This window comes from Cytobacillus sp. SAFR-174 (assembly GCF_051964675.1).
Taxonomy (GTDB): Bacteria; Bacillota; Bacilli; order Bacillales; family Cytobacillaceae; genus Cytobacillus.
The window spans coordinates 1-15,411 of sequence record NZ_JBQCMZ010000030.1 but is presented as its reverse complement, the minus strand read 5'-3'; the positions used below and the strand labels follow the sequence as shown (position 1 = coordinate 15,411).

At 41.7% G+C, this 15,411-nt stretch carries 19 protein-coding genes; 11 read left to right on the top strand and 8 right to left on the bottom strand.

The features are described 5' to 3' along the window. Nucleotides 1–171 precede the first annotated feature (171 nt). Nucleotides 172–1,551, top strand: coding sequence for an NADP-specific glutamate dehydrogenase (gene gdhA / locus ACTHRG_RS21615; RefSeq protein ID WP_076261413.1), 1,380 nt, complete (start codon nt 172–174; stop codon nt 1,549–1,551). A gap of 66 nt (nt 1,552–1,617) precedes the next feature. Here the strand turns inward: gdhA and ACTHRG_RS21610 are convergent, their stop codons facing one another. Then, complete coding sequence (locus ACTHRG_RS21610) at nt 1,618–2,580, bottom strand: helix-turn-helix transcriptional regulator (RefSeq protein ID WP_335688627.1); 963 nt, start codon at nt 2,578–2,580, stop codon at nt 1,618–1,620. Between the two features lie 105 nt (nt 2,581–2,685). On the opposite strand from ACTHRG_RS21610, the gene ACTHRG_RS21605 reads away from it, so the two are divergent. Next, entirely contained in the window at nt 2,686–3,165 is a 480-nt protein-coding gene (locus ACTHRG_RS21605) for a GyrI-like domain-containing protein (protein WP_335688628.1), read from the top strand. A 64-nt stretch (nt 3,166–3,229) separates the two neighbouring features. Here ACTHRG_RS21605 and ACTHRG_RS21600 read toward each other — a convergent pair whose 3' ends face one another. Next, nucleotides 3,230–4,438, bottom strand: coding sequence for an ATP-binding protein (locus ACTHRG_RS21600; RefSeq protein ID WP_440231971.1), 1,209 nt, complete (start codon nt 4,436–4,438; stop codon nt 3,230–3,232). 305 nt (nt 4,439–4,743) lie between these two features. Between ACTHRG_RS21600 and ACTHRG_RS21595 the strand changes: the two genes are divergently transcribed. The 3 genes from ACTHRG_RS21595 (at nt 4,744) to ACTHRG_RS21585 (ending at nt 6,126) form a co-directional block, all read left to right on the top strand. Continuing rightward, nucleotides 4,744–5,295 carry a GNAT family N-acetyltransferase gene (locus ACTHRG_RS21595; protein ID WP_440231970.1) on the top strand — a complete coding sequence of 184 codons (552 nt, stop codon included), beginning with the start codon at nt 4,744–4,746 and terminating at the stop codon, nt 5,293–5,295. A gap of 120 nt (nt 5,296–5,415) precedes the next feature. Then, nucleotides 5,416–5,730, top strand: coding sequence for a YciI family protein (locus ACTHRG_RS21590; protein ID WP_222500645.1), 315 nt, complete (start codon nt 5,416–5,418; stop codon nt 5,728–5,730). Between the two features lie 48 nt (nt 5,731–5,778). Next, nucleotides 5,779–6,126, top strand: a complete 348-nt coding sequence (locus ACTHRG_RS21585; protein WP_440231969.1) for a hypothetical protein — start codon at nt 5,779–5,781, stop codon at nt 6,124–6,126. A gap of 105 nt (nt 6,127–6,231) precedes the next feature. On the opposite strand, the gene ACTHRG_RS21580 is transcribed toward ACTHRG_RS21585, so the two are convergent. The 3 genes from ACTHRG_RS21580 to ACTHRG_RS21570 form a co-directional block, all read right to left on the bottom strand. After that, nucleotides 6,232–7,446, bottom strand: a complete 1,215-nt coding sequence (locus ACTHRG_RS21580) for a TerD family protein (RefSeq protein ID WP_440231968.1) — start codon at nt 7,444–7,446, stop codon at nt 6,232–6,234. 174 nt (nt 7,447–7,620) lie between these two features. Then, nucleotides 7,621–8,169, bottom strand: coding sequence for a DUF488 domain-containing protein (locus ACTHRG_RS21575; RefSeq protein ID WP_076261431.1), 549 nt, complete (start codon nt 8,167–8,169; stop codon nt 7,621–7,623). Between the two features lie 79 nt (nt 8,170–8,248). Beyond that, nucleotides 8,249–8,695 carry a DUF4385 domain-containing protein gene (locus ACTHRG_RS21570; RefSeq protein WP_076261432.1) on the bottom strand — a complete coding sequence of 149 codons (447 nt, stop codon included), beginning with the start codon at nt 8,693–8,695 and terminating at the stop codon, nt 8,249–8,251. A 222-nt stretch (nt 8,696–8,917) separates the two neighbouring features. On the opposite strand from ACTHRG_RS21570, the gene ACTHRG_RS21565 reads away from it, so the two are divergent. From ACTHRG_RS21565 to ACTHRG_RS21540, 6 genes are all read left to right on the top strand, one after another. Further along, the gene (locus ACTHRG_RS21565; protein WP_076261434.1) at nt 8,918–9,244 is read left to right on the top strand and encodes a PadR family transcriptional regulator; all 327 of its coding nucleotides are present in this window, start codon (nt 8,918–8,920) and stop codon (nt 9,242–9,244) included. An 18-nt stretch (nt 9,245–9,262) separates the two neighbouring features. Then, nucleotides 9,263–9,595, top strand: a complete 333-nt coding sequence (locus tag ACTHRG_RS21560) for a DUF1048 domain-containing protein (protein ID WP_440231967.1) — start codon at nt 9,263–9,265, stop codon at nt 9,593–9,595. A gap of 35 nt (nt 9,596–9,630) precedes the next feature. After that, complete coding sequence (locus tag ACTHRG_RS21555) at nt 9,631–9,984, top strand: DUF1048 domain-containing protein (RefSeq protein WP_440231966.1); 354 nt, start codon at nt 9,631–9,633, stop codon at nt 9,982–9,984. Next, nucleotides 9,981–10,313, top strand: coding sequence for a DUF1048 domain-containing protein (locus ACTHRG_RS21550; RefSeq protein WP_440231964.1), 333 nt, complete (start codon nt 9,981–9,983; stop codon nt 10,311–10,313). Before ACTHRG_RS21555 ends, ACTHRG_RS21550 begins: the two co-directional genes overlap by 4 nt. A 380-nt stretch (nt 10,314–10,693) precedes the next feature. Further along, on the top strand, nt 10,694–11,455 hold the full coding sequence (locus ACTHRG_RS21545; protein WP_440231963.1) for an ABC transporter ATP-binding protein: 762 nt from the start codon (nt 10,694–10,696) through the stop codon (nt 11,453–11,455). Beyond that, nucleotides 11,456–12,205: an ABC transporter permease gene (locus ACTHRG_RS21540; protein ID WP_440231962.1), complete on the top strand. Its 750-nt coding sequence runs from the start codon at nt 11,456–11,458 to the stop codon at nt 12,203–12,205. It begins immediately after the preceding gene. Nucleotides 12,206–12,568: 363 nt separating this feature from the next. On the opposite strand, the gene ACTHRG_RS21535 is transcribed toward ACTHRG_RS21540, so the two are convergent. The 3 genes from ACTHRG_RS21535 to ACTHRG_RS21525 all read right to left on the bottom strand — a co-directional run bounded on the left by ACTHRG_RS21535 (nt 12,569) and on the right by ACTHRG_RS21525 (nt 15,185). Further along, the gene (locus ACTHRG_RS21535) at nt 12,569–13,132 is read right to left on the bottom strand and encodes an SMI1/KNR4 family protein (RefSeq protein WP_076261444.1); all 564 of its coding nucleotides are present in this window, start codon (nt 13,130–13,132) and stop codon (nt 12,569–12,571) included. A gap of 5 nt (nt 13,133–13,137) precedes the next feature. After that, the gene (locus ACTHRG_RS21530) at nt 13,138–14,601 is read right to left on the bottom strand and encodes a T7SS effector LXG polymorphic toxin (protein WP_440231960.1); all 1,464 of its coding nucleotides are present in this window, start codon (nt 14,599–14,601) and stop codon (nt 13,138–13,140) included. 122 nt (nt 14,602–14,723) lie between these two features. Then, on the bottom strand, nt 14,724–15,185 hold the full coding sequence (locus tag ACTHRG_RS21525; protein ID WP_076261445.1) for an Imm30 family immunity protein: 462 nt from the start codon (nt 15,183–15,185) through the stop codon (nt 14,724–14,726). Nucleotides 15,186–15,411: the final 226 nt, after the last annotated feature.

Sequence of the window (15,411 nt, the reverse complement as noted above, 5' to 3'; positions counted from 1 at the left end):
TGATTTTTTCCCTCCCTTCTGCCAATCATCTAATTTCGGCATCAATATTATCTAATTTTCATATTGTTTAGATTGATTTACAACTATAAAATGAGAGAATCATACAATTTTTGAATAGTTGGAAATTTATTGAAGTATTTAATTTTGACTTAAGGGAGGTCCATTGGCAGCATGACTGCACTAACAGAAATTAATGAGAAGCGAATACAGGCGGAGGATTATGTTCAGGCGGTATTCGAAACAGTTAAAAAGCGCAATCCTAATGAAAGTGAATTTCATCAGGTCGTTAAAGAAGTGTTTGATTCACTCGTTCCAGTATTTGAGAAAAACCCCGTATACATGGAGCAAAGTATTCTTGAAAGAATAGCGGAACCTGAAAGAGTGATCACCTTTAGAGTCCCCTGGGTGGATGATCAGGGAAAAGTACAGGTGAATCGCGGCTTCCGGGTACAATTCAATAGCGCAATCGGTCCCTACAAGGGCGGCTTGCGATTCCATCCTTCTGTAAATGCCAGCATCATCAAATTTCTGGGCTTTGAACAAATTTTCAAAAATGCCCTTACAGGTCTGCCGATCGGAGGAGGAAAAGGCGGAGCTGATTTTGATCCTAAGGGGAAATCTGTTGGGGAGATAATGAGATTCACCCAAAGCTTCATGCTGGAACTAAGCAGGCATATCGGGCCGGATTTAGACGTTCCTGCCGGAGATATCGGAGTCGGCGCCAGGGAAATAGGCTATCTGTTTGGACAATATAAGAGAATCCGTGGAGGCTATGAAGCTGGAGTCCTGACAGGGAAAGGTATCGGGTATGGCGGAAGCTTAACCCGCACTGAAGCGACAGGTTACGGTACGGTTTACTTTGTACAGGAAATGCTGAAGGAAATAGGGCTTTCCTTTAAAGGAAGCACTGTCGTTGTCTCCGGTTCAGGAAATGTCTCTACTTATGCGATTGAAAAAGCGGCACAGTTAGGCGCGAAGGTTGTGGCCTGCAGCGATTCTGACGGCTATATTTATGATCCAAACGGCATCAGCCTTGATACAGTAAAAAGGCTGAAGGAAGTTGAGAGAGAAAGGATCCGGGAATATGTGAAGGAACATCCTCATGCCCAATACTTTGAGGGATGCTCCGGCATCTGGTCCATCCCCTGTGATATCGCTTTGCCATGTGCGACACAAAATGAAATCGATGAGGCCGCAGCAGAAATCCTTGTTGCCAATGGAGTTAGAGCCATTGGTGAAGGAGCAAATATGCCATGCACTTCAGGGGCCATCCATGAGTTTCTGAGAAACAGCGTTCTCTTTGGGCCTGCAAAAGCAGCCAATGCAGGCGGTGTTGCCGTTTCTGCATTAGAAATGGCCCAAAACAGCTCAAGAATATCCTGGACATTTGAAGAAGTGGATGAAAAACTGCAGCAAATTATGACGAATATATACCGGAGCACCGTCAAAGCTGCCGAGGATTATGGCTATCCAGGCAATCTGGTGGCAGGCGCTAATATCGCAGGATTTATAAAAGTAGCCGATGCCATGATCGCACAAGGAGTAATATAACCATGAAAAAGGGTGATGCTATTAAGAAAGCATCATCCTTTTCTATTTAGATACACAGTTATCTTCTTATGGACTGAACAATCTTAATCTATCCTGCAGGCCTTCTAAAACTTCTTCAGGCATTTCCCTGACATGGATATCCTCACCCAGGAAAAGCAGCCAATTGATTATTTCGGTCAGCTCTTCCGAATTATTTACATTGATAAAAGTCTTTAGAATGGCTGTGGTCTGGTAAGGATTTGTATAGGCAATGGAAGCCTTAATCGGATGGTATTTTTTGAACTGGGCAATCGCCTGCGGACCGAGTTCTAAGACAAGATTGATAGCCTCGTCCTTCATGCTTAGTTTTTCTAAAATATTTTTCCTGCTTACTCTTTTTTTCACAGGATACTCTTCAACATCGATTAGATTATCCACGGGGAAAATTTGTATCTTTTCTTCTTTTAAGTCAAAGGCTTCCACCTTCCAAATGTTTTTTTCACGATAAAGGTGCAAAAGATAAATGGGATAAGACCTGATTTCCTTCTCTTCTATTACGGTAATCACTAAATAGCGATCCAAAATAAGAGATTCAATGAGTTTTTCCAGCATCGGATGGGGGAGGTCTGATAGATCAAGCAAATCGGGATTATTAGGGTTGGTACCTTCAAACAGCAGGATTTGATTTAAAAGAACCAGGTCTTCCTGCTGGGCTTCCGATATCAGGCCGAGCAGTTTTTCAGCTAAAGACTGACGGCTCTTTAAATAGGGAAGCTGCAGATTTCTTGTAGCCATAAAGGCAATAAACAGAGCTTTGATCTCATTATCGGTAAAGCGGACAGTGGGCAGGACGGAATTATTCATGACAAAATAACCGCCATCCCTTCCGACCTCAGCGACAAGCGGCATCCCCATGGCTTCTATTTCACGAATATCCCGAATCGCTGTTGAACGGGAAATGTTAAATTCCCGCATGATTTCAGAGATAGTAAAGTGTGCACGGTTGTTGATATACCGCATCATCACATTGATCCGTTCCACTTTTTTCATTGCTGCCTCCCTAAACAGTATCATTTTTTGACATGTTTTAACGTTATTATAAACTTATCAAATGGGCAAATCATTTGAAATAATTAAAAAAGGCTGGTTTTGAAAATGGCGAATTATACTCTGGAAGAAAAAGAAAGCTTTACTGTTTTAGGCATTGGAACTGAATTGAAGAGCAATTACACAGATTATGCAGGCATAAATAAGGAGAAAGCTGACTTTTGGCAGGCAGTCAAACAGGATGGAAGGCTGGACAAATTAAAGGCCGTATCCACAAATGAATACATTTTTGTCGTAAACGAAGCCGTAAATAACAAGATGATGCATTATGCAGGCGTCATGACAGAGGCATCTCTTCCGGAAGCAACCAGATTGATTCAGTTTCCTGAGGGAGAATACCTCGTTGTGAAAGGGGAAGCCGGGACATCTGAGGAATTGAGCAATATGCTTACGGGGATTGCCTTTGGTCAAGCATTGCCGGAAGCAACGGATTACGCCTATGTCGGCGGGCCCAATGCCTCTGTTGAAATGGGGCAGCGAAACGGAATGGTATTCGGTGAGATGTGGATTCCTGTTGTAAAGAAATAGGGGATATAACAAAAGGGGCCTGACCCTCGGCACTTGCAGTTTAGCTGGGGTCAGGCGCCTGTATTTAAATGGCTGGAAAACGTATCAAGACGGTTGTTCCGTGCCCTAAAGCAGTCTTGAAATGAATGGTCCCTTTATATTTTTCCACTATCGCAAAGCAAATCATCATACCCAGTCCGGTGCCTTTGCTTTTCAGCGAATAAAAAGGCGTTCCGAGTGAGGCAACTTCTGATTCGGTCATCCCTCTGCCTTGATCGGTAACCTTTATGGCAACAAAGTCTTTTTCCCTTGCAGCCGTGATCTGAACGATATCCCCAAGCTCCGATGCCTCAATCGCATTTTTAATAATATTGATCAGCAATTGTTTAAACTCCAGGCGGTTCACGGCGATATGACAATCATCCGGAACATTTACTTCAATCCGGTTATCATGCAGCAGCCCATACGAATACAGTAGATCCGCCACACTCTGCAGAACAGCCTTGACCTCCACTGTTTCAGATGCAATCTCTTTTTCTGGTTTCGCAACAGACAGAAATTGAGAAATCACCTGCTCAGCTGTATTTAATTCATCAACCATCAGCGAAATCTGTCCCTTTCGACTGGAAGAAAAGGAAGTATCCTGTTCAAATAACTGCAGAAAACCCTTCACAACGGTCAGAGGATTCCTGACTTCATGTGCAACCGCAGCTGCCAGCTGGCCCGTTACCTTCAAGCGCCCCGACTGCTGAATTTGTTCATAATAGAGCTGCTGTTTTTTCATCCGCCCATTCGTTAAGAAAAAAATAAAAAAAACAACAACCTGGCTTGCAAAAAAGTTAATTACATTCCCTATTAAATCCTGCTGTATATAGGCATATTGAAGTCCGTGGTCCACAGCCGCAATATAGCCAAACAAAAGCACCGATCCAATACAATTGAGAACCAGCGAAAAATAAAAAATCCTGGAATCAAAAAACAAGATTGAAAGGGCAGGAATCAAACACAGAAAAATAAAGTTCGACCAGGTCTCGGGATATAAAAAGAACAGCGTATAAAAGTAAACAGACGAAACAATCGTGATTATCACTCTATGTACAAACGTATCAACCCTTGGATACAGCAGCAGACATGCCGACAGAATGAGGACCAGCACCAGATTCAGCATATAGCCAGCCCCGAAGTCACCCATCCGCGGATTACCCGCCACAAGCCCCATGATCATAATGGCGATCATAATAAACGCCACAATATGATAGATTTTCTTATTGGTTTTATTATTAAACTCCTTCATACATGCCCCTTTGGTTATCTATATCGTACCTATTAAAATATACCATGGTTTGGGCTGTGATGGGAAAATGGGATTATTTTGTATTCCATTAAACATAAGGGTGAAACCGCAGCAAGAATCTAAGCATTTGCCGCGGTCAGGCAGTGCATTTAGTGATTTTTTGGAGGGCAGATCCAATTCTACAGATGTAACTATGTTAATATTCTGTATATAATTACCTTATATCAGGATTTGAGAAGCGATTTTCAATGCTTACTTTGCAAATCCGCAGGTATGATGAAAGAAAAAACATAAGGGGCATGAACATGAAAAAGTACGAACGATTCTTAGAAGGCGACAAGGTGTACCTTAGACCTTACCACCCTGAAGATTTGGACTTCTTCTATAATGGGCTGTACATTTTTGATACGAGGACGCTCACCGGGCTGAAAAAGGTTTATTCGAAAGAGTTCATGGGGGAGTATTTTGCCAAAATCAGCAGTGATGACAGCAGAATTTTCCTTGTTATAGCTGACAAAGAAAATGATGAGCTGATAGGGGATGTGGAGATAAACGATATCGACTGGATGAACCGCTCAGCCAATATCCGCATCCAGATTTCAAATGGGAATTACCTTTCAAAAGGCTTTGGAACAGAAGCTATGAAGCTGCTGCTGGATTATGGTTTCGGTGTCTACAATCTTCACCGCTTCGATCTTGAAGTGTATTCCTATAATCTGCGCGCCATTAAGGCATACGAAAAGCTGGGCTTTAAGCAGGAAGGAATAAAGCGGAAAAACCACTATTATCACCATGAATTTCATGACACCATCATGATGGGGCTGCTGAAAGAAGAATTCCAGCCTTTAATGCACTGAAAACTAAATAAAGGGACCTGCCCCCTCCACTTTAAAGCAGTAATGCAGTTGGGGTTAGGCACTTGGATTTAAATTTAGCTAAAACAATCGTTCTCGAATTAATAATGAGGTGATAGTTCCATGGAACAATATTTATATAAATTAAGATTAAAAGCACATTTCTTAAAAAGGGAAAGTTGGACGCAAACGGAAGAAGAGATTATCAGCCGCCACTTCTTAAAACTCAAAGAAAATACTGAAGAGGGAAAAGTAATATTGGCAGGACGAACACTGAATGACGATGATACCGGATTTGGAATTGTTATCTTTGAAGCTGAAAATGAAACGAGTGCCGAACAATTCATGAAAGATGATCCTGCAATTTCAGAGGGTATGATGGAAGGGGAATTATTCCCTTATCGGGTAGCATTGATGCGGGAAGGAAAGTCGAGGTAAAAGGTCTCCGGACGATCGAATAGCTACACAATAATGGAAGGATGAATATTGAGCTGGAAAAATGTTAAAGTAACCGGGATTAATTCTATCGAAAAGTTAGTCAGTGAATTTGAGGTTTCTGCTTTTAGTTTGCTGGGTGATGTGTTTGAGGAAGGTGAAGTAATACCTTATGCCGGATTTAAAGTAAGAATCTATGAAACTCAAGACGACCAAAATGGATATCTAAGTTATATGAACTTAAAAATAAAGGACACAGTTGGAGTATATGAAGGGGCCATTGGATATGGCAAGAACGAACAAGCCGCACTTGAATCCATTCTTAACAATTTTATAACCAAAATTGAGGAATCTAAGCTGAAAAAAACGCTCCCATCACTCAAGACGATTTTTCTTTAGCAGATTATGATGAATTTTAATAAACAGCCAAAAGGTGCCTGACCCCGGCACTTTAAAGCGTAATGGCAGTTGGGGACAGGCACACATGTTTTTCGATCTCTTCTTTTATTTGTAATCATTTCTGGGACCTGCATCCATTACAACCTCTACCATATTGGCAGGCCCCATTCTGAGTTTAGGTCTATACTCAGAATCCGGTGAACTGTACAGCTCCAATGGACTTATGATTACTCCATCTGGCGTATTATGGAGGATTCCGGGCACACAGGTATAAATGCGGTCATCATTGTTGGCATTTTTAGCTGAGATCGTAACGGAGGTGCCGCTATGATTATCAATACTCATGGACACTTTGTATCTGTAGAAAGAACCCGTTCCATTAGACTGGGCAGAGTAAACGACAGGCACGACTGCCAGGATATCATTATTCAGTCTCAATTTAATTACTTCTGTCTTCGTTGAACTGTAATCTCTTCTGACATCCCCCATATGTTCAACTGCTCCGTTTGCATAACTTCTAAGTGGCGGTGTGCCGCTTGCACCAAACATGGCGACATCGATTTGCCTGCCATCCTTTGTATAAACCAGAGCATAGATATCATAATCCGTTCCTGTTTTCCATGATACCGTTGCCGTAATCTGTGGTGTTTTTTCAATGATCACCGGCTTTTGACCTTTGTCGAGACTGATTATGCCCTTCACCTTTTCAAGGGTGATCGTGTTTTGAAATTGTTTGCTTTCGGCAGCAGCAGGAAGAGGCTGAACGGTCTTAGTTTCAGCAGGCATATTTTCCTCAGTGGAATCCACTTCTACACCGTAATTTTTACATAACCCTTCAAGCCCGGATTCAAATCCGCGCCAGATTGATTTTGCCTTTATCTGTCCATTCCTTACATATAATTCTAAAACCACAATCCCATTTTCCTTTGTAAAACTCGATGGCGTTAATTCGATAGTGGTATGCCCCGTACATATCTCGGCTTTTAAATTCTTTACATTCGAGAACCCCATGTGATTATCCTCTGTCAGAGTAATCGCTATTTTATGAATGCCTGCAGGAACTTTACTCATATCAAATTGAATAGTATGTACTTTCCTGGTCCCTTTAGTTTCAGCCGGCAATAGGGCTGCTGCACCGGAAGGGCTCTTTGGCTGATTATAAAAAATAATCCCGCTGTCCCCTTGTACCTTATCTGAATCTGTTAAAAGGAAAGCAGTTAAGGAAATATCGATCAAATGAGACATATCGTAGCTAACGGTCACATAACCTTTTGGGGAACTTAATACTGTATTTCCCCCCATTTGCAGCATTGAATTCAATTCAACCACTCCTGTTTCTCTATTTGATTCTTTATATTAAAATGATAATCTCACTGTAAATTATACCATTTTATTGAAACCATATAGATGAAAACTACTGCAAATTAAAAAGCAGCCACAATACAGCAGCTGCTTCAAAAAGGGGGCCAGGCACCTGTGCCCCTGCGTTTCCTTCTATAGCTTCGGATACACGACAGTCCCATCTTCTTCAATGATTGGCATGGCTCCCCACTTCCCCAATTCATGTGGGATGATCTTCGGATTTCCCTTAGCATCAGGAATGAGATGGCACACATCCCATCCATTTGCCTTCAGCCAGTTGCTGATGAGAAGGCGGTGGCATCTTGCCGGATGATATTCCGAACACATATAGACGAGCGTCGTTTCTGCGGCCTGTTCCTTGAGCTGCTCCAAAGCAGACTGAAAATCATCTGTCAGTGTATAATCCGCATAGTTGTGAAACGAACGGTTATTCCACCCTTCGTTCAATTGCTCCCCTACCTGGCCAGACATTCTCCTTCTTCCGCCAAGACCGGGAAAATGGCGATAATGTATCCCCGCTTCTTTCAGCCACTGGATCATGTTTTCTTTTTTAAAGTGTGAATTCCTGCGGCTTGCAGGAAATGCCCGGACATCTGCCACAAAACTAACTTCAGCTGCTCCCAGCAGCTTTAAAAACTGTTCGATCGAATGGTTATAATGTCCAATCGTATAGACTTTCAAGATTATCTTCCCCTTAAAACAAAGACTCTGTTGCTCAGGTTGCTGTATCCTTTACGCTGATTGCAAAGGGCATGCTGCTTCAGCCATATTTCTTCTGATGCTCTTTTTTTCGCTTAAGATAATCCGGATCCTCCCGCGCGAGCTTCCATTTTTCCATAAAGATGGAAGCCGATTCTGCCTTCTCCGGATCATTCTGCCTTTCGTTTACCTTGCCATTCTCATCATATTTCTTCCCGCCTTTGTAATTCGTATACCTGCGGGCTCTTGTATATCCCATCTGCAGAAATTTCCTCGCCATGTCCATCCCGACAAAATCTTCTTTCTCCTTATAATCAAGAAACATCTGATAAATTTTATCGGATGACTCCTCAGCGATTACCGGAGTCTTAAATCGCCAATGCTTCAGGATTTCACTCTTATAAGGCTCCACCAGCAGCACACCCTGTTCTCCCCTGCCAACCCTATACAGTTCAGGATTCTTGCGAAAATCTATTGTGTCAAAATCCAAATCGTAATCGAAAGCCATATCTGCCACCCTTTTTATATTGGGTTTACCCTTGGCAGGCTTTTTGTATGCAGAGTAGGGTTATTTAGTGCTTTCAGGAAGCAATGGGGTGGTACTGGTGTTCATTGTACACATAAAAACGGGCTTTTTTAACGAAAAGTTTTATTGACAATTCAGCTATTTAGTCATACTATATACTAGTAATAAGTAACACAGAATACCGGTAAAATGGAGATGAAGAATTTGGAAAACATCACAGAAATGCTGAAAGGGGTGCTTGAGGGTTGTGTGCTTGAGATCATCAGCCGCGGAGAAACTTATGGCTATGAAATCACGCAACAGCTGCGGGAACTTGGCTTCACTGATGTGGTTGAAGGGACTGTTTATACAATTACCATGCGACTTGAGAAAAACAATCTGGTGAACATCGAGAAAAAGCCATCCACTATGGGACCTCCGAGAAAATTTTACACACTTAACGCAGCAGGTCAAGAGCATCTTGAAATTTTTTGGAAAAAATGGGATTTCGTCTCGGGCAAAATTGACGAACTCAAAACGAAAATAAAATAAAAAAGGAGAAGTAATATGATGAGTATTTTTGAAAAAATCTTTGGCGATTTTAGCGAAAAGAAAGCATGGCGTGAAATGGAAAACCGTGCAAAATCCTTACCTGAAGACTACTGGAAAGCCTACAAAGCAATGCAAAAATATCTCTGGAACACTGGCGGCGTGATGGATTGGCAAGAAACAAAATTCGTCTTTAATCACATCATCGACCTTCTTGAAGAGGCCGCAGCCGATGGCAAGCGCGTTAAAGAAGTTACTGGCAATGATGTAGCAGCCTTCTGTGATGATCTTGCCATTGATGCAAAATCATGGGTTGATAAGCAACGGCAAAAACTCAACGATACGATTAAATAATAGAACTTTACTTTAGTATCTTAAAGGAGACTGCAATGAACTTTTTAGAAAAAATAACCGGCAGCGATATGACGAAAGCAATGAAAGATTTTGAAGCGCGGGCAAAAGTCTTGCCAGCTGAATATCAAAGTTCCTGGCAAGAAATTAAAAGTAATCTCTGGGTTCATGGAGATATCACCGGTCGTAGTCTGATGCCCATCCTTGACAGTACTCTTGAACTGCTTGAAGTTACATCAGCAGACGGCCAGAGCATCGAAGAAGTACTAGGAGATGATATCAGCGGCTTCTGTGCAGCGCTTGTTGGTGGCGAGGGAGCAAAATCTTATCGAGATAAATGGCGTGACCAACTCAACAAGAACGTCGCAAGAAAATTAGGAGGACTAAAATGAGCATCAAAAAAATCATTGAAGGCAAAAAAGAATGGAGAGCCCATGTTTCACGTGTCAAAGCGCTTCCACAAGATTACCAAATTGTTTATAAAGAGATCCAAAAATATCTCTTCAAAGTCGGTCCTGTTGAGCTAAACAACGGTATCGGACTGCTTTCTGACATTCTCAGCTTCTTTGAAGAAGGGGCAGCAGCTGGGAAAGGTGTGCTTGAAGTCACAGGAACTGACGTTGCTGCTTTCTGTGATGCACTTATTGATGATTCAAAAACTTATGCTGATCTCTATCAAGAATCGATCAATCAAAAAGTCGATAAGGCTATGAAAAAATAGAAGGAATTTAATAAACATGTTATCTCGTTCCTTCTTCCATTAAATAGATACGAATAAATTGAGTTGTTCGAATCCGGTGCGGTAGAAGACAGACAACTCCTGGACATCCCAGGTTCGACTTGACGTCCTTTGCCAGCGTACTAGTGGCAAACGCTAATAACTTTATCGACAAGTATTGTGAAGATTTGAATGAGATCTATTTTAAAAAAAGTAACTTTAATAAATAGTCGGACTGAATAGCTGGTTACAAATGTGGTGCCACCTTCACTATTCAGTTATGTTTTTATCCCAGTAGTAAGTAATACAGATTATCAGTGATACTAAGTAGATGGTATTTTAGGCAATCAAGCTCCCATCATTTTTATAAGGAGGAAAAAAGTATGAGTAATGCAGCGATTTCTGTAAAAGGGCTGAAAAAATCCTTTAAAGACAAGGAAGTCTTAAAGGGGGTGGATTTTGAAGTGTGGCGTGGCGAAATTTTCGCATTGCTGGGCTCAAATGGAGCAGGCAAGACAACGACGGTCAACATCCTCTCGACGCTGATGAGGCCCGATAGCGGCGAAGCAGCTATTTGCGGCTTTGACTCCCGGCATCAACCGGATCATGTTCGCCAGAGCATCAGCCTGACAGGACAATTCTCAAGCTTAGACGGCATGCTGACAGGAAGAGAAAATCTGATGATGATCGCCAAGCTTCGCGGAGTTTCCAATCCCGCTCAAGTCGCCGACAATCTGCTTGCAAAATTCAGCCTTACCGATGCGGCCAACCGACGGGCGGACCAATATTCCGGCGGGATGAAGCGCCGGATTGACATTGCCATGAGCCTGATCGGGACGCCAGCCGTTATTTTTCTTGATGAACCGACGACAGGACTTGACCCCGAAGCGCGTATTGAAGTCTGGAATACCATAAAGGAACTTGCTGGCAGCGGCACGACCATCCTGCTGACGACCCAGTACCTGGAGGAAGCCGAGCAACTGGCGGACCGTATCGCCATCCTGCATGGCGGAAAAATCATTACGACCGGTACCCTTTCCGAACTTAAAGAGATGTTCCCGCCAGCGAAAGTGGAGTATATCGAGAAGCAGCCGACATTGGAGGAAATTTTCCTCGCAATCATCGGCAAAAAGGAGGAAATGTAAATGAAAAGCAAGACAGGGGTATTACTGGGGCGTTTAATGCGCAATATTATGCGCAGTCCGGATACAATGATTACGGTGGCGATTACGCCGATTATGATGATGCTGCTGTTTGTTTATGTATTTGGAGGCTCCATAGAAACAGGCACTGACAACTACGTCAATTATTTATTGCCGGGAATTTTACTGATGGCTATTGCATCCGGCGTCGCTTACACTTCATTGCGGCTGTTTAACGATGTAAAGAACGGGCTGATGGCTCGTTTCATTACCATGCCTATCAAGCGCTCATCGGTATTGTGGGCTCACGTGTTGACTTCGCTTGTTTCCAATGCGCTTACTGTCGTGGTGGTTATCCTTGTTGCCCTCTTGATGGGCTTCCGTTCCAATGCTGATATCCTTGATTGGCTTGCCGTAGCCGGGATACTCGGGCTGTTTACGCTGGCACTGACGTGGATTGCGGTCATTCCTGGATTGACAGCAAAATCTATGGAAGGGGCGACTGCCTACTCGTACCCGCTGATTTTCCTGCCGTTTATCAGTTCGGCCTTTGTCCCTACCGATACCATGCCCAAAATTGTTCGTGCGTTTGCTGAGAACCAGCCCGTGACTTCAATCGTGAATGCAATTCGTACCCTCTTGTATGAAGGGTCTGTTGGCAATGATATCTGGATCGCGCTTTCCTGGTGCATCGGCATCATGGTCATCGGTTACTTCTTCGCCACTAAAGCATTTAAACGCCAATTAGGGTAAGTACACAATTATCTATGATTAAGTAAAGGTTATTCGCTATGGAGCTACACACAAAATAGACCTTGAATGGCAGATAGCCATACAAGGTCTGTTGATATTGATCTCTAGATAAAATTATTTTTGTTCCTTATACGCTAAGGCAATCTCCACTACTTCCTCTGGAGAAAAGTCCTCATCATTCCAAAAAATTAAGTCACTAAAAAATAGTGCCTGACCCCAGGCACTTTAAAGCGGTATTCTAGTTGGGGTCAGGCACCGGTTGTACTCTATAACTTTAGAGGGTGCTGTTATTTATTTGCGTATAATTTCGTCAACTTAATGGCAGTAATGCTAAGCCCAGGTATAAAGTATTCTCATTACAATTTAGTCTTTTAGTAAATCTTCATCTAAAAATAATTCGATATCATCTAAATTTACATTTTGCTCTCGGTGATGAGGGGTAAATTTTAATATGAATTCTTCAAAAGAATTTGCTATGAGATAAACATATTCTTTTCCATCTTTAGAAACTTCTCCTTCATGATACCAATAGTAAATTTTACCTCTATATCGACCATTTATTCCTATACATAATAAATCTCCCCCATCTGCATCTGCAATAGGCATCAATTCTTTCCCTAAAACATCTTTGTAGGTTTTAATAACCGATTCAATATTATAGTTATCATCTGTAATACCATAAAAACCACCAATGGAATCAAAACCATCCTTGTGAGTGACGGGCGTAATTTCAATTGGCTTATACATTATATTATCTTTTATAAAACTTCCTCCATATTCAAGTAAAAACTCTTTATAATCTGATGGTAAATCTACACCATACAAATTTTCAATCATATGAATAGATTTATAGGCATCTTTCTTTTGGGAAACTGCTATTTCTGTGTCTATTATTTTAGTTAGTGCGCTCTTTAATTTTTGATTCATTTTTATTATCCTCCTCTTAAATCAGACGCTGAACCAATATGAGGTATATTTCCATGCAAATCTGTTGGGATTAATTCAATTTCAGTAGTACTTTTATGATGAGGGGTTAATCCTTTTTCTTTTAACCAAACCTTTGCCTGATTCATTGATTTATATCCTTTCAATTGCATAATTTTTTCATAAACCAAATTAAAGTCATTTTTTGACCCATCTAACATACCTTCTTTAAATTTTATGGATCCTTTACTCCATGGCGTGAAATTAGGTCTACCATCAAGGAATTCTACACCCTCACCATTAGTTACCTTATTAACTTCTGGCTTATCTGAATACCATGTTCCATTTCCAGGTTCTCCTACCCATTTTCCATTTGTTCTAGGCACCCTTGTTTTGGGCTTACCTAAACCCTTAACTCCAAATGCTTTCTCCGTTAACATCTTGATCTTCGTCAACGGATCATATAGAACATTATAAGGCACCGGCCCCTGAGCAAGTCCACCTCCTGCCAGAGCAGGTGTCTGAACTGGCGTATAAATCGACTTCTTCCCTTTACCAGCCTGGCGAACCGTCTTGGCAATGGTTCCAGCTTTCCCAATCCCCTTATCCCCCAGAATGCCAATTCCAAGGGAAGTCAGGCCATAGGTAAAGAAGGCTGTCCGGCTCTTGGCGTCTCCATTTACGACATCCCGCTCCCAGGCGCAGGTGACAGCGGACCATATATATTTCGGCATATCCACAGCCCGGCGCACTTTTCCTATGGGGTCATTTACTATGCCCAAATAAAATTCCTGGTGCTTCCTTTGGTTTTCGAGCAGCTGGTCACGGTTAAACAGCAATTCACTGCCCAAAAACAGTGGACTGAACGGCCCCATGATGGTTCTGCCCAGCTCGTACGTCGACTTCAGTCCATCCCATGTATCCCCTACGGCTTTGGATGCCCCTTCAATAGCTCCTTCAGCTATATCCTGAAAAATACTTTGCCCGCCTTCTGGATTGGGATTCGATATTTCCTCCTGGATATCCTTCCAGGCAAGAGTTTTTGGCTGATATTGAGCCAGAGATAAGCTGCCGCTTTGGAACATGCCCGCGATTTTTAAGATGTATTGGTTCATGTGGGATAGATCTTGCAGGAGAGGATCCAGTGCAGCCGTTTCCCGATGGTCGAAGTCCTCCAGTTTCTCAGCGGTTTCGCGGCTTGAGTCCTCGGCGGTCTTTGTTGCCTGGATAAAGCGGCCATCCTCCAGCCGCGGAAGCGCAACAATATCGCTAACGGACTTCATGATCCCATTCGCTTCCTCTGTCAGCTCAGCAGTGACCTGAAGAGTGTTTTTCAGTCCTTGTTTGAGTTCATGCTCCAGGAATTCCTGGTGGATAAAGCCTGATGGAGAGGGTTCAAGAGCTTTCAATGAACCTATAAAACTTTTTAAATAGGATTGATACTCGTCAATCCAGGATTCAAGGAATTGCAAGTAAAAAAAGTGCCTGACCCCCTACACTCTAGCGTTAGTCGGGGGCAGGCACCTGTGTTTTTATAATACAGATCTTTAAATACAATTAATTTAAATTAAACTACTTGAGGCTGAGGTTATAATCATATTTCTTTTAATACTTCATCTACAGAATTGCCAAAGATGTTTGGATCTTCCTTTTTTATATCATTCAATAAGTTTATTATTGTTTCTTTTGTCTTGATATCTACTTTAGATAGTGTTTCTCCGTATAAACTTCTTACTTGGTCATTATTTAGAATTCTGTAATGTAAAATTTCCATCCATTCTCTTGCTCTATCAATAACACTTGGGACTGCTTTTGCTATAAAGTATAAACCTTCTTCAATATTTTCTTTATATAGATGTTCTATCCCATGCACTAAGCCAAACATTATTTCATATTGTTCAGTATCATCGTCAAATCCCATACATAAGTCGGTAATTACTGACGTATCTCCTAAGCCAATTAGATTGCTTAGCGCTCCTTCAAAATTAGATATTTCTTTTTGAGATTGAAGAAATCTATTTGTGTAAATCTTTGTTAATTCCAATTTTATGTCCATACATTCCACCCACTCACTTATTGAATAGCTCAGGATATAAATCCCTATTCTTTCTAATAGTATGTAGAAGTATTTCAGGTGTATATACACCATCCTTCATGTACCCCGGCTTAACTGAAATCAAATTAAATAACCATACCTACTTATGACGGTTCATCCAATTTCATTGGTTAAATATATGAATATACTTAAAATTCTATTTATTATGTATAATATTACCATAGAG

Excerpts from the sequence above, each read along its gene's own strand:
- ACTHRG_RS21540 (WP_440231962.1), top strand. The coding sequence starts at position 11,456 with ATGAAAAGCAAGACAGGGGTATTACTGGGGCGTTTAATGCGCAATATT.
- ACTHRG_RS21590 (WP_222500645.1), top strand. The coding sequence starts at position 5,416 with ATGGAACAATATTTATATAAATTAAGATTAAAAGCACATTTCTTAAAA.
- ACTHRG_RS21605 (WP_335688628.1), top strand. The coding sequence starts at position 2,686 with ATGGCGAATTATACTCTGGAAGAAAAAGAAAGCTTTACTGTTTTAGGC.
- gdhA (WP_076261413.1), top strand. The coding sequence starts at position 172 with ATGACTGCACTAACAGAAATTAATGAGAAGCGAATACAGGCGGAGGAT.
- ACTHRG_RS21610 (WP_335688627.1), bottom strand. The coding sequence starts at position 2,580 with ATGAAAAAAGTGGAACGGATCAATGTGATGATGCGGTATATCAACAAC.
- ACTHRG_RS21600 (WP_440231971.1), bottom strand. The coding sequence starts at position 4,438 with ATGAAGGAGTTTAATAATAAAACCAATAAGAAAATCTATCATATTGTG.
- ACTHRG_RS21550 (WP_440231964.1), top strand. The coding sequence starts at position 9,981 with ATGAGCATCAAAAAAATCATTGAAGGCAAAAAAGAATGGAGAGCCCAT.
- ACTHRG_RS21555 (WP_440231966.1), top strand. The coding sequence starts at position 9,631 with ATGAACTTTTTAGAAAAAATAACCGGCAGCGATATGACGAAAGCAATG.
- ACTHRG_RS21525 (WP_076261445.1), bottom strand. The coding sequence starts at position 15,185 with ATGGACATAAAATTGGAATTAACAAAGATTTACACAAATAGATTTCTT.
- ACTHRG_RS21545 (WP_440231963.1), top strand. The coding sequence starts at position 10,694 with ATGAGTAATGCAGCGATTTCTGTAAAAGGGCTGAAAAAATCCTTTAAA.
- ACTHRG_RS21560 (WP_440231967.1), top strand. The coding sequence starts at position 9,263 with ATGAGTATTTTTGAAAAAATCTTTGGCGATTTTAGCGAAAAGAAAGCA.
- ACTHRG_RS21595 (WP_440231970.1), top strand. The coding sequence starts at position 4,744 with ATGAAAAAGTACGAACGATTCTTAGAAGGCGACAAGGTGTACCTTAGA.
- ACTHRG_RS21535 (WP_076261444.1), bottom strand. The coding sequence starts at position 13,132 with ATGAATCAAAAATTAAAGAGCGCACTAACTAAAATAATAGACACAGAA.
- ACTHRG_RS21570 (WP_076261432.1), bottom strand. The coding sequence starts at position 8,695 with ATGGCTTTCGATTACGATTTGGATTTTGACACAATAGATTTTCGCAAG.